The sequence below is a fragment of the Vibrio sp. L5-1 genome, assembly GCF_021728315.1.
Taxonomy (GTDB): domain Bacteria; phylum Pseudomonadota; class Gammaproteobacteria; order Enterobacterales; family Vibrionaceae; genus Vibrio; species Vibrio splendidus_K.
The window spans coordinates 92777-105947 of the sequence record NZ_JAKKCQ010000004.1 but is presented as its reverse complement, the minus strand read 5'-3'; the positions used below and the strand labels follow the sequence as shown (position 1 = coordinate 105947).

The following is a 13171-nucleotide window of genomic DNA, read 5'->3' as shown; positions in this document are numbered from 1 at the left end:
CGGAGCGAAAATGAGTAGTAAAAGCAAACAATCACAACTAAAAAACTACCATTGGAAGGGAATCAATAGTTCAGGCAAGAAAGTATCAGGGCAGAGCTTAGCGCTCACCGAATTAGAAGTGCGAGAGAAGCTCAAAGAACAGCACATTCAGATTAAGAAAATCAAAAAGAAAAGCATCTCAGCAATCACTCGTTTAACCCATCGAGTCAAAGCCAAAGATATCACTATTTTGACTCGCCAACTGGCTACCATGTTGGCTACTGGTGTGCCCATCGTACAAGCCATCAAGCTAGTGTCAGACAATCACCGCAAAGCAGAAATGAAATCGATTTTATCGCACATCTGCAAAGGTGTAGAAGCCGGCACGCCAATCTCAAAAGCGATGCGAACCGCAAGCCGCCACTTTGATGACCTCTATACCGACTTGGTCGCGACAGGCGAACTCTCCGGCAACCTTGCACAAGTATTTGAACGCTTGGCGACCTATCGAGAAAAGAGCGAGCAACTAAAATCCAAGGTTATAAAGGCGCTCATCTACCCAGCAATGGTTGTAGCGGTCGCCCTTACCGTTTCCTATTTAATGCTGACCATGGTCATCCCTGAATTTGAATCGATGTTTTCTGGTTTCGGAGCAGACTTACCTTGGTTCACCCAGCAAGTGCTTTATCTTTCCCATTGGATGCAGGCTTATAGTTTCTATAGTGCCATCGGTGTTGGTTTATTAATTCTGTCTTTTCAGCAGCTGCGTCAGCGATCTTACTCGATTCGACTTTCAACCAGTCGTCTTGGTTTACGCTTCCCTATCTTGGGTGCTGTCATCACTAAGGCATCAATTGCAAAGTTCAGCCGAACGCTATCAACCAGTTTTAGTTCTGGGATTCCTATCTTAACCAGCCTTAAAACAACGGCTAAAACGGCGGGTAATCTACATTATGAATCGGCCATCATCGAGGTTCACCGTGAGACTGCTGCTGGCATGCCGATGTACATTGCAATGCGCAATACCAATGCCTTCCCGGAGATGGTTTTGCAGATGGTGATGATTGGTGAAGAGTCCGGAAATCTTGATGATATGCTCAATAAAGTCGCTTCCATTTACGAGTTCGAAGTAGACAACACCGTCGATAACCTAGGCAAGATTCTAGAGCCACTGATCATCGTATTTTTAGGCACCGTAGTTGGTGGACTTGTTGTCGCGATGTACTTACCGATCTTTAATCTTATGAGTGTGTTAGGATAGTTAAAAGCAACTAAACACCCATGAGCAGCCAACCTCTGCTCACCTTGATTAAGTGGTAAAGGACACTATGGAAGTATTTCACTACTATCCTTGGCTATTCCCCGTATTAGCTTTCATTTTTAGCCTTCTTATCGGCAGCTTCCTCAACGTAGTCATACACCGTTTACCGATAATGATGGAACGAGAGTGGCAACAAGAGTGCTCGGAGTATTTCTCTCAATATAAAATTCCAGCACCAGAGGGAAAGTTCAATCTCAGTATCCCTCGTTCTACCTGCCCGAAATGTAAAACCCAATTAAGAATCATCGACAATATTCCAGTATTAAGTTGGTTGTTCTTAAAGGGCAAGTGCCATAGCTGTGCTAACCCAATCAGCGCTCGTTATCCATTGGTCGAACTGCTTACGGCGATACTTTGTACCGTAGTCGCGAGCCACTTTGGTTTCAGTTACTACGCCATCGCTCTGATTTTTTTCACGTTTGCCTTGATTACCGCAACCTTTATCGATCTCGATACTATGCTGTTGCCTGATCAAATTACCTTGCCTTTAGTTTGGTCTGGTATCGCGTTAGCTCTGTTTAATATCAGCCCTGTATCGCTTCAAGATTCAGTGATTGGCGCAATGGCAGGCTACCTAGCACTTTGGTCGGTTTATTGGCTGTTCAAGCTGTTAACAGGCAAAGAAGGCATGGGTTACGGCGACTTCAAACTTCTGGCTGCACTTGGCGCGTGGCTTGGCTGGCAGCACCTACCAATGATCATTCTTTTGTCGTCGCTGGTCGGTTTAGTTTTCGGATTGATTCAACTTCGCTTGAAACAACAAGGCATAGATAAAGCCTTTCCATTTGGACCTTACCTTGCAATTGCGGGTTGGGTGAGTTTGATGTGGGGTAACGACATCATGGGTTGGTATTTCACTTCTGTACTAGGAATTTAACCATGGCAATCATTATCGGATTAAGCGGTGGTATCGCTAGTGGAAAAACCACCGTTGCTAACCTCTTCAATGAGCATTTTAATATTGATATTGTCGATGCTGATATCGTTGCACGCGAAGTCGTCGCAGTAGGTAGTGACGGCTTAAAGCAGATTACCGACCATTTTGGTGAGGCTATCTTACTTGAAGATGGAGCACTCAACCGAAGTAAGCTGCGTGAGTTAATCTTCTCGGATCCCACAGAGAAACAATGGCTCAATGACCTGCTTCATCCCATGATCCGTAACAAAATTGACAGTGACCTGTCTAAAGTCACATCCCCTTATGGTTTATTAGTCGCACCGCTATTGGTTGAAAACCAAATGCAAAGCATGGCCGATCGCGTATTAATCGTTGATGTGCCAACAGAAGTGCAAATAGAGCGTACGATGAGTCGTGATAATGTTTCTAAGGAACAGGTTGCATCAATTTTAAAATCACAGGCTTCAAGAGAACAACGCTTAGCAGTTGCAGATGACGTGATTAAAAACCATACTAAAAACCAAGAACTTTTGCCTCAAATCACAGATTTACATCAAAAGTATCTGGCAATCAGTACTGTAGATGGGTCAGAATAGAATAATGTTGAATGAAGGTTTGCTCGATGATCACCCACAAATTTGAACATCCTCTAAATGAGAAAACACGCATCTACTTAAGAGTTGAATCACTCTTGAGGCAGCTGCACTTGTCTTCTACATTTTCCGATGCTCAACAGTATCAACTCTTTTTCCGTTCCATCTTTGATCTGATTGAAATCTTTGAACAGATCCAACTCAAGAGTGAACTCGCAAAAGATATTGAGAAGCAGCGTGTAACCTACAAAAGCTGGTTAGATGTTGAAGGTGTCGATCAAGAGATGCTGACTTCATTACTCAACGATATTAGCAACATCTATCGTGAACTGATGCAGGCGGAGCGTTTTGGGCAGTCACTTAAAGAAGATCGCTTCTTGAGTGCTATACGTCAACGCTTTAACTTACCAGGTGGCTCATGCTGCTTTGATTTACCCGCACTGCACTATTGGCTGCATCTTCCTCTCGATAAGAGAATGCGAGATGCCAAAGCTTGGATGGATAGCCTACAGCCTTTGTATGAAGCGCTAACACTATGGTTAAAGCTCACTAGAGAGACTGGTCACTTTAAAGAGCAAATTGCTCGCGCTGGCTTCTTCCAGAGCGATGCTGATGAAGCGAATATCCTTCGCCTTTCTATTCCAATGCAATACGGTGCCTACCCGATGATCTCCGGGCATAAAAACCGTTTTGCCGTTAAGTTCATGAGCTTTGAAACAGGACAAGCCTGTACTCAAGACATCGAATTTGAATTGGCTGTCTGCAGCTAATTAATTTCCTTTTATAGTTTGGCTTGAGCCTTCACTCGAGCCTAAACTCTTTCTTACAATACCCTCTAATTAAGAATCACTATGTCGAAAAAAATCACCATCGTTAAATGCCCTCAATGTAATGCCGACGTTGAATGGGGCGAACAAAGCCCACACCGCCCGTTTTGCAGTAAGCAATGTCAGATGATTGATTTCGGTGAATGGGCAGACGAAGAGAACAGCATTGCTGGCGCACCAGACATGTCAGATAGCGATGGTTGGTCGGAAGATCCGCACTAAGCGAGTAGCGAGTAGCGAGTAGCGAGTAGCGAGTAGCGAGTAGCGAGTAGCGAGTAGCGAGTAGCGAGTAGCGAGTAGCGAGTAAATTTTGAAGGGTTGACGTTTTACGTCAATCCTTTTTTATTGCCAGTAAATGGTATGAGTAGAGATTCCCTACTCCTTCCTTCGTCAGTCTAGGGAATGACGGTTAAATGTGAGTTTCGTTTTAGTCCGTCATCCTCAAGTGCGAGGAACGAGCAAATTGAGGCTCTTCTTCCTACTCAGCTCTAAATAGCAGACACAAAAAAGCGGAGCCAAATGGCTCCGCTTTTATCGATAGAATGCAAAAAGAATTACTTCTTAGTAAGCTTCTCTTTAATACGAGCTGACTTACCAGAACGCTCACGTAGGTAGTACAACTTGGCACGACGTACTGCACCACGGCGTTTAACTTCGATGCTATCAACCATTGGAGAGTGAGTTTGGAACGCACGCTCTACGCCTTCACCGTTCGAGATCTTACGAACTGTGAATGCAGAGTGTAGACCACGGTTACGAATAGCGATTACAACGCCTTCGAAAGCCTGTAGACGCTCACGGTCACCTTCTTTTACCTTAACCTGAACTACAACAGTGTCACCTGGTGCGAACTTAGGAAGGTCTGATTTTAGTTGCTCTTCTTCAAGAGCCTTGATGATGTTGCTCATTTGTATAAATTCCTAGAATAAACTGATACTAAATTTAATAGGTTACTGCTTGCTTTTCTTTAAGAGCGTTGCTCTTTAATGAATTCAGCCAGTAATTGTTCCTGTTCGTCAGTCAGAGCTAGGTTTTCCAGGAGCTCTGGTCTTCTTAGCCAAGTTCGGCCCAACGATTGTTTTAATCGCCAGCGACGAATGTCCTTATGGTTTCCAGACTTGAGTACCGATGGTACATCTTTATCGTCTAGCACCTCAGGGCGCGTATAATGGGGACAATCTAGCAAACCATTTGCAAAAGAATCTTCTTCTGCTGAAGCGAAATCTCCAAGTACACCCGGAACAAACCGAGAGACTGAATCAATCAACGTCATGGCTGGCAGTTCGCCACCCGTCATCACAAAATCTCCAATCGACCATTCTTCGTCGACTTCAGATTGAATAATGCGCTCATCTACCCCTTCATAGCGACCACAAATAAGAAGCAAGTTCTCGTTTGTTGCCAACTCTTCAACACCTTTCTGGTCGAGTTTACGACCTTGAGGTGAAAGATAGATTACTTTCGTCTTTCCCGGTGCTGCTTGCTTGGCAGTTTGGATAGCATCGCGCAAAGGCTGAACCATCATTAACATGCCAGGACCACCACCGTAAGGTCTATCATCAACAGTGCGATGTTTATCATGAGTGAAATCGCGAGGATTCCATGTCTCAATAGATAAAAGACCTTTTTTAACCGCTTGACCTGTTACTCCAAAATCAGTAACAGAACGGAACATTTCAGGAAACAGGCTAATAATGCCAACCCACATGTGTTCTCTCGCTCTGTAATTTGGAGTTAGAATCCAGGATCCCAGTCAACTTCGATCCGGCGAGCTTCGCGATCAACTTTCTTGATCACTTGCTCTTCAAGGTACGGTACTAACCGTTCCTTTTGGCCAAAAGCATCTTTAAGATTTGCTTTAATTACTAGAACATCGTTCGAGCCAGTTTCTAATAGGTCAGTGACCTCACCAAGGTCGTAACCTTTAGTGGTAAAAACTTGCATACCGAACAATTCGCGCCAGTAGAATTCATCTTCTGACAATTCAGGTAACGAAGCAGGGTCAATAGCAATTTCAAAGTTAGTCATCAGTTGCGCGTCTTCACGAACATCTAATCCCGCTAGCTTACATACATAACCTTGGCCATGACGTTTCCAGCTCTCAACTTTGTACTCAACCCACTTACCCTTTTGGTTTAAATACCAAGGGCTGTAATCAAATATGCTTTCAGCATTGTCTGTGTAGGAGAACACTTTAAGCCAGCCACGAATACCATAGGTAGACCCAAGTTTACCCATGACAATTCTATTATTTTGCTCGCTCATCGTTTCTTTACCCTTCATCGACATAAGCTATTTCTCTTTAAAAAAGAATTAAGCCGCTTTTTGAGCGTCTTTAACTAGCTTAGCTACACGATCAGATAGAGATGCGCCTTGACCAACCCAGTGGTTAACACGATCTAGGTCTAAACGTAGACCTTCTTCTTGACCTTGAGCAGTAGGGTTAAAGAAACCTACTTTCTCGATGAAACGGCCAGTTACAGAGTTACGGCTATCCGCAACTACGATTTGATAAAATGGGCGCTTCTTTGCACCGTGACGTGCCAAACGAATGGTTACCATGTCGTCCTCTTTGCTTTCTTAATAAAATAATTAACCCCAAGTATAAGTAAATAGCTTGGGGTCTCGTGCCAAATTAAAGCCCCGGAATTTTACTCTTATTCCGGTGCAATGCAAGGGCTTTAGCTATTTTTTCACCAACATAGCAACCGGACACTTTCTGTGACACGGCTAACACTATGAAAAGTAACGTAGCTAAAGCTTACATTTGTAAATTATCGACCAAACGGGTTAAAACCACCACCCATTCCGCCCATACCTCCACCGCCGCCCATCATGCCTTGCATGTTGCGCATCATGCCTTTCATTCCACCTTTCTGCATTTTCTTCATCATCTTCTGCATTTGAGTGAACTGTTTAAGCATACGGTTTACATCTTGTACCTGCGTACCAGAACCTGCAGCAATACGCTTTTTGCGTGAGCCTTTGATTAGGTCTGGACGCTGGCGTTCTTTCATTGTCATAGAGTTGATGATCGCTTCCATTTGCTTGAACATCTTGTCATCAACTTTATCTTTAACGTTGTCTGGTAGCTGAGACATACCTGGAAGCTTATCCATCATGCCCATCATGCCGCCCATGTTTTTCATCTGACCAAGCTGCTCACGGAAGTCTTCAAGGTCAAAGCCTTTCTTCTCTTTGAACTTCTTAGCCAGTTTCTCTGCTTTCTCGGTATCAACGTTTTTCTGTAGGTCTTCAATAAGAGACAGTACGTCGCCCATACCTAAGATACGAGAAGCAACACGATCTGGGTGGAATGGTTCTAGTGCGTCAGTCTTTTCACCAACACCTAAGAATTTAATCGGCTTGCCAGTGATATGACGAACAGACAGTGCAGCACCACCTCGCGCATCACCATCAACTTTCGTCAAGATAACACCGGTTAGTGGTAGCGTATCACCAAAAGCTTTTGCAGTGTTCGCAGCATCTTGACCAGTCATTGCATCAACAACGAACAGAGTCTCTACTGGTTTAATGGCAGTATGAAGCTCTTTGATCTCGCCCATCATCTCTTCATCGATAGCCAAACGACCAGCAGTATCGACAATTAGCACGTCGTAGAATTTCTTCTTCGCATGGTCGATTGCAGCGTTTGCAATATCAAGAGGCTTTTGATCAGCTGAAGATGGGAAGAAGTCGACGCCAACATCGCTTGCTAACGTTTCAAGCTGTTTGATCGCCGCTGGACGGTAAACGTCGGCAGACACAACCAAAACTTTCTTCTTGTCACGCTCAGTCAGGAGCTTAGATAGCTTACCTACAGATGTGGTTTTACCCGCACCTTGTAGACCTGCCATTAAAATAACGGCTGGCGGCTGTGCTGCTAAGTCAAGAGCCTCGTTAGACTCACCCATCACCGCTTCAAGTTCAGCTTGAACGATCTTAATAAATTCTTGACCAGGTGTTAGAGATTTAGAAACCTCAACACCCACAGCGCCTTCTTTTACGCGCTTAACAAAATCGCGGACAACGGGCAGTGCAACGTCGGCTTCAAGTAGCGCCATACGTACTTCACGCAGCGTCTCTTTTATATTGTCTTCGGTCAGACGACCTTTACCGCTGATGTTCTTCAGCGTTTTGGATAGACGATCCGTTAAATTATCAAACATAGTTTTCTCTTCGCTCAAAACTGCGACTATTACTGTGAGTATACATTAGCGCGGATTAGAGTCATACCCGTTGTAGAGCGTTAATCATCCACGCTTGTGATGTGAGACATTATTCACTTGGAATTGAATGAGGTTCACCATAGCCCCAAAGAGCGATGCGAGGTATAATTCGCCAATTAGTAATCATTTAAATGGATACCATGGACAGTCTTATTGCGATCGCAGCAGCCTTTCTTTATACAATGGCGATTTCCACGATCATTCCAGGTCTCGTGCACCAAACAGGAATCCGCGTAAAAACGGTGTTTATCAGCGCATTACTTGCTTTAGCTTTCCATGCTTGGTTGCTTGGCGATTTAATTTTTAATGCCAGTGGCCAAAACCTCAGTATCTTGAACGTTGCTTCATTGATCAGTTTAATCATCTCTTTGGTCATGAGCGGTGCGATGCTCAAAACCCGTTTGTGGTTCATCTTGCCGGTTGTTTATAGCTTCGCTGCTCTAAATCTAATGGCTGCCACTTTTCTTTCAAGCACGTTCATTAAACATCTAGAGAATGACCCAAAGCTGCTACTGCACATCTCTTTGGCTTTGTTCTCATACGCGACGTTGACTATCGGTGCGCTATACGCCCTGCAACTTGCGTGGCTAGATCACAAACTTAAAAAGAAAAAAGCGTTAGTGATAAACCCGAACCTACCTCCTTTAATGATGGTGGAAAGACAGCTTTTCAAGATCATTCTGATCGGTAATGGCTTATTAACAGGTACTTTATTGACAGGCCTTATCTTCGTACAAGATATGTTTGCTCAAGGAAAAGCACACAAGGCTGTATTGTCTTTTATTGCTTGGGTTATCTACTCCATCCTTCTATGGGGTCACTATCAGAAAGGTTGGCGTGGACAAAAAGTCACTTGGTTCGCACTTGCCGGTGCCAGCATGCTCACACTAGCCTACTTCGGTAGCCGCTTCGTTCAGGAAATCATCCTGAATTAGTCTGTAATATGAAGGCAAGGTCTCACACACCTTGCCTTTAAAATATTGAGTCCGTTAGATTCAATTGACATCTCGACCATGTTCGGTCATAAATTAATCAAGATACACAAATAGGAAAAGAATAGTTTTGGACGACATATCAACGGGTATCTTATTTGCGCTACTCGCGTGTCTCATTGTAATTTCTGGTTATTTCTCTGGTTCCGAAACGGGCATGATGTCCTTGAACCGCTACCGTTTAAAGCACTTGGCCAATACGGGTCATAAAGGTGCCAAACGCGTAGAAAAACTTCTGAACCGCCCAGACAGATTGATCGGCCTTATTCTCATCGGCAACAATCTCGTCAATATTCTTGCGTCTGCGATCGCGACTATTCTTGGTATGCGCATCTACGGGGATATCGGCGTAGCGATTGCTACCGGTGTCCTGACTCTCGTGATCCTCGTGTTTGCCGAAGTAACCCCAAAAACCATCGCTTCTCTGTTTCCAGAACGTGTCTCTTACGCCAGTAGTATCCTTTTGATGATACTGATGAAGGTACTGTCACCATTGGTGATATTGGTGAACTTCATTACCAACGGTTTTATTCGTATCTTAGGCGTCAAAGCCCGCCACGATGCGACCGACCACTTAAGCTCTGAAGAGCTGAGAACCGTGGTAAATGAAGCGGGAAGCCTGATACCTCAGCGCCACCAAGATATGTTGGTGTCTATTTTAGATTTAGAACACGTGACCGTGAACGACATCATGGTGCCTCGAAATGAAATCACTGGCATCGACATCAATGATGACTGGAAATCTATCGTTCGCCAATTAACTCACTCGCCTCATGGTCGTATTGTGTTATATCGTGACCAGATAGATGAAGTGGTTGGTATGCTTAGGTTACGAGAAGCTTACCGCTTGATGCTTGAAAAGAACGAATTCAATAAAGAGACACTGCTGCGTGCTGCGGATGAGATCTACTTTATTCCTGAAGCGACACCACTCAATATTCAACTACTTAAGTTTCAGCGCAATAAACAGCGCATCGGTTTGATTGTGGATGAGTATGGCGATATCAACGGCTTGGTTACCCTTGAAGATATTCTAGAAGAAATCGTTGGTGAGTTTACGACCTCAATTGCACCAAGCTTATCTGAAGAGATCACACCGCAAAGCGATGGCAGCTTCTTGATTGAAGGCAGCGCCAATATCCGTGACATAAACAAAGGCTTGCAGTGGACACTACCTACAAATGGCCCAAGAACACTTAATGGTTTAATACTGGAACACCTTGAAGACATTCCTGAGAGTCACCTGAGTGTTCAGGTTGCGAGTCATCCAATGGAAATTGTTGAACTCGAAGAGAACCGTATCAAGCTCGTTCGCGTGTTCCCGCAGATCGTTAACGGATAAAAGTGGTTTGCAGGACTGGGATAACTAAGTGAGTAATCACAAGCTCACATGCGACAACTGCCTAGCTCTAAAATACGTTGACGAAAAAGGCCCGGTTCATTGAACCGGGCCTTTTAGTATCTAACTCGCTCTGTCTCTAGAGTGAAATGTATCTAGAGTAAAGCGTATTCAAGGTGAACTAACAATGACTAGTCGATCTTAAGCTCTTGAAGCATCGACTCTGGCAATGCCAGTTCATCATTTTTGTTTACAGAGATACCGGCAGCGATGATCGCATTAGCGATATCTTTAGCTTCATCCAAAGAGTGCATTGCCGCAGTACCACATTGATACTCGTTCAGCTCAGGGATCTTATTTTGATTCTCAACTTTCAGCACATCTTGCATTGCAGCCAACCAACCGTCTGCCACTTGCTGCTCTGAAGGCGTACCAATTAGGCTCATGTAGAAACCAGTACGACAGCCCATCGGTGAAATATCGATGATCTCCACATCCGAACCGTTCAATTGATTACGCATAAATCCTGCGTATAAGTGCTCTAGAGTATGGATCCCTTTCTCAGATAGGATGTCTTTGTTTGGCGCAGTAAAACGCAGGTCAAACACAGTGATGGTATCCCCTTTTGGGGTTTGCATTGTTTTAGCTACACGAACTGCAGGTGCGTTCATGCGCGTGTGATCAACAGTGAAACTATCTAATAAAGGCATTGCTCTTCTCCGTGACGGTTGGCTTTAGAAAAACCAACTTCTATTGTCTTCTAGTTCTTTACGACACTGTTTAAGCTGCCATCCATAATCTTTTGCTTGCTGTTCGACTTTGCGCGCCACCTTAATCAACGATGGTTTGCTATTGTATGACTTGCGCTTATAACCACCACGACCTTCATGATAAGCCAAGTACTGGTTATATGGGTCCCAAAGTGAAACCCCTAACTGACGACGCGTCTCGCTGGTGTACCAACCGATGAACATCAATGCATCATCAAAGTTGGTTCTTGAACCACCGTTATTGGTCGCCTTTTGGAAGTCTTCCCAAGCAGGGTCTTGAGCTTGTGCATATCCGTAGGCACTGCTCACGCGTCCCCACGGAATAAAGCCAAGAATGTAATCTTTAGGTGGGCGTGCATCATGACGATAGCTACTCTCTTGTTTCACAAAAGCCATCGCTACATTGATCGGCGTGCCCCACTCTTCTTGCATATCGAGAGCATCTTCATACCACGACGGGTGTTCTCTGAAGATGCTACACAAGTTATCTTGCTGCTTTGGCGGTGGCGTTGCACATCCAACCAATAGGCTAGAGACAACACCAACAGTCACTACTGGCAACCATTTTCCACTTACGCGTTTAGGCTGGCCTAATAAGGCTTGCTTCCTTTCCACCAAAGTCTCGCTATGCTTTTAAATACGAAAAATAATCCGTTAAGAAGCTGTCAAAATCTTGAGTGCTTGCTTCTTCACTTTGTTGCTGAGCAATCACAGAGCGTTGAACTTCCGCTTCCATCAACTCAGCTGAGTAAACTTTATATTGGTGTGCTTTGTGTTGCTGAGCGTACGTTTTTCCTAACGCACAACCTACTTTACCCAAGCCACCTAATTTTTTGGTCTCTTCTAGCAACTGGCCAGAAATAGTCAGCTCTGGGTTATCGATCCAAGTTTCAAGCGTATCGCACGTTTCTTGGTATGCACGACCACCTTGCTCAGCATCCATCAACTCAGCGATAACACGAAGATCTTTGAATACGCGTTTAGCCCAATCTTGCAGAGACAGTCTCTCGCCATCACAACCAATCTTGAGTTCTAAACCAACCTGACGACCTTCTAAGATCACCTTGTTCCAGTTATCGCGCCAGCATTCAAGTTCGCAGTTATCCATCTCAGCAGAGTCAGATAGAACACTCCAAGTTAAGAATAGATCGAGGAAGCGAACTTGTTGCTCATTGATACCAATTGAGCTGAATGGGTTTACGTCCAAAGAACGAACCTCAATGTACTCAACACCAGCACGAGCCAGTGCTTCCGATGGTTTTTCACCACTTTTCGCCACGCGCTTAGGACGAATTGGCGCATAAAGCTCGTTCTCGATTTGAAGAACGTTACTATTCAATTGACGGTATTCACCATCAACCTTAGTGCCAATCTCAGCAAACTCTTCTGATGGCGTGCGAATCGCTTGGTTCAGACCTTCAAGGTACTGGTCTAGGCTGTTGAAGCCAATCTTTAATACGCTTTGAGCACTATTGGTGTAGCCAAGATCACTCAGGCGAAGTGCCGTTGCTTTTGGCAGATACAGTGTCTCGCCAACCTTTTCAAAAGGTAGCTTTGTCTCTCTTCCTTTGATAAAAGAAGGACATAGTGCAGGTGAAGCACCGAAGAAATATGGGATTAACCAACCAAAACGGTAATAATTACGAATCAAACCAAAGTACGCATCTGACTTAGCTTCACAACGCGTTTCTTCTGTTTGCTCTCCAAACAGGCTATCCCAAAAACTTTCTGGGAAAGAGAAGTTGAAGTGAACACCAGAAATAATCTGCATCAGGCTACCGTAACGGCGCTTTAGGCCTTCACGATATAGCGTCTTCATTTTGCCGTTGTTAGAGGTGCCGTATTGCGCTAGCTGAATGTAATCTTCACTGCCTACGTAACAAGGCATAGAAAGCGGCCACATCTTTTCGCCATCTAACTTGGTTTGAGTGAAATGGTGGATATCAGACAACTGATTCAAAAGCGTCGGAACGTCGTTAGAAACAGGCGTAATAAACTCCAGTAGCGACTCAGAAAAATCGGTCGTTACCCATCCGTTCATCAACGCAGATCCCAAAGCCTTTGGGTGCGGCCCAGTCGCAAGATGCCCATCTTCCGTGTAGCGTAACGTTTCCCTTTCAACACCACGACCAAATTGAGAGAAGGTCTTAGGGTTGGTTGCAACTTGCTTTAGTCGCGCAGCAAAATCAGTCAAAATTCAGTTCACTTATCTTATATCGTTCT

General features: G+C 44.4%; 15 protein-coding genes. 7 read left to right on the top strand and 8 right to left on the bottom strand.

Features of this window, described 5'->3' with window-relative positions; translation table 11 throughout:
• Positions 1-10 precede the first annotated feature (10 nt).
• The 5 genes from L3V35_RS16770 to yacG all read left to right on the top strand — a co-directional run bounded on the left by L3V35_RS16770 (position 11) and on the right by yacG (position 3840).
• Positions 11-1240 carry a type II secretion system F family protein gene (locus L3V35_RS16770; RefSeq protein ID WP_054547485.1) on the top strand — a complete coding sequence of 410 codons (1230 nt, stop codon included), beginning with the start codon at positions 11-13 and terminating at the stop codon, positions 1238-1240.
• 67 nt (positions 1241-1307) lie between these two features.
• A complete protein-coding gene (locus L3V35_RS16765) occupies positions 1308-2177 on the top strand; it encodes an A24 family peptidase (protein ID WP_004735439.1) in 870 nt (289 codons plus the stop codon).
• A 2-nt stretch (positions 2178-2179) separates the two neighbouring features.
• Positions 2180-2794 (top strand): dephospho-CoA kinase, encoded by a 615-nt coding sequence (gene coaE, locus L3V35_RS16760; RefSeq protein WP_054547484.1) that lies wholly within the window; start codon positions 2180-2182, stop codon positions 2792-2794.
• A gap of 26 nt (positions 2795-2820) precedes the next feature.
• A complete protein-coding gene (zapD, locus tag L3V35_RS16755; RefSeq protein WP_017087400.1) occupies positions 2821-3561 on the top strand; it encodes a cell division protein ZapD in 741 nt (246 codons plus the stop codon).
• An 81-nt stretch (positions 3562-3642) separates the two neighbouring features.
• Positions 3643-3840 (top strand): DNA gyrase inhibitor YacG, encoded by a 198-nt coding sequence (yacG, locus tag L3V35_RS16750; RefSeq protein ID WP_004735515.1) that lies wholly within the window; start codon positions 3643-3645, stop codon positions 3838-3840.
• Between the two features lie 332 nt (positions 3841-4172).
• Here the strand turns inward: yacG and rplS are convergent, their stop codons facing one another.
• The 5 genes from rplS to ffh form a co-directional block, all read right to left on the bottom strand.
• Complete coding sequence (rplS, locus tag L3V35_RS16745; protein ID WP_004735514.1) at positions 4173-4526, bottom strand: 50S ribosomal protein L19; 354 nt, start codon at positions 4524-4526, stop codon at positions 4173-4175.
• A 59-nt stretch (positions 4527-4585) separates the two neighbouring features.
• Positions 4586-5326 carry a tRNA (guanosine(37)-N1)-methyltransferase TrmD gene (gene trmD / locus L3V35_RS16740; RefSeq protein WP_004735512.1) on the bottom strand — a complete coding sequence of 247 codons (741 nt, stop codon included), beginning with the start codon at positions 5324-5326 and terminating at the stop codon, positions 4586-4588.
• Positions 5327-5352: 26 nt separating this feature from the next.
• Entirely contained in the window at positions 5353-5907 is a 555-nt protein-coding gene (rimM, locus tag L3V35_RS16735) for a ribosome maturation factor RimM (RefSeq protein WP_004735510.1), read from the bottom strand.
• A 24-nt stretch (positions 5908-5931) separates the two neighbouring features.
• Positions 5932-6180: a 30S ribosomal protein S16 gene (rpsP, locus tag L3V35_RS16730; protein ID WP_004735508.1), complete on the bottom strand. Its 249-nt coding sequence runs from the start codon at positions 6178-6180 to the stop codon at positions 5932-5934.
• A gap of 212 nt (positions 6181-6392) precedes the next feature.
• Positions 6393-7787 (bottom strand): signal recognition particle protein, encoded by a 1395-nt coding sequence (gene ffh / locus L3V35_RS16725; protein WP_004735506.1) that lies wholly within the window; start codon positions 7785-7787, stop codon positions 6393-6395.
• 200 nt (positions 7788-7987) lie between these two features.
• On the opposite strand from ffh, the gene L3V35_RS16720 reads away from it, so the two are divergent.
• Together L3V35_RS16720 and L3V35_RS16715 are read left to right on the top strand one after the other, a co-directional pair.
• On the top strand, positions 7988-8782 hold the full coding sequence (locus L3V35_RS16720) for an inner membrane protein YpjD (RefSeq protein ID WP_017079954.1): 795 nt from the start codon (positions 7988-7990) through the stop codon (positions 8780-8782).
• A 127-nt stretch (positions 8783-8909) separates the two neighbouring features.
• On the top strand, positions 8910-10181 hold the full coding sequence (locus L3V35_RS16715) for a CNNM domain-containing protein (protein WP_004735502.1): 1272 nt from the start codon (positions 8910-8912) through the stop codon (positions 10179-10181).
• A gap of 188 nt (positions 10182-10369) precedes the next feature.
• Here the strand turns inward: L3V35_RS16715 and luxS are convergent, their stop codons facing one another.
• Genes luxS through gshA form a run of 3 tightly spaced genes read right to left on the bottom strand, consistent with a single transcriptional unit; the run spans position 10370 to position 13142 of the window.
• Positions 10370-10888, bottom strand: coding sequence for an S-ribosylhomocysteine lyase (gene luxS, locus L3V35_RS16710; RefSeq protein ID WP_017079953.1), 519 nt, complete (start codon positions 10886-10888; stop codon positions 10370-10372).
• A 24-nt stretch (positions 10889-10912) separates the two neighbouring features.
• Positions 10913-11563 (bottom strand): hypothetical protein, encoded by a 651-nt coding sequence (locus L3V35_RS16705; RefSeq protein WP_054547482.1) that lies wholly within the window; start codon positions 11561-11563, stop codon positions 10913-10915.
• Positions 11564-11573: 10 nt separating this feature from the next.
• The gene (gene gshA / locus L3V35_RS16700; RefSeq protein ID WP_102448381.1) at positions 11574-13142 is read right to left on the bottom strand and encodes a glutamate--cysteine ligase; all 1569 of its coding nucleotides are present in this window, start codon (positions 13140-13142) and stop codon (positions 11574-11576) included.
• Positions 13143-13171: the final 29 nt, after the last annotated feature.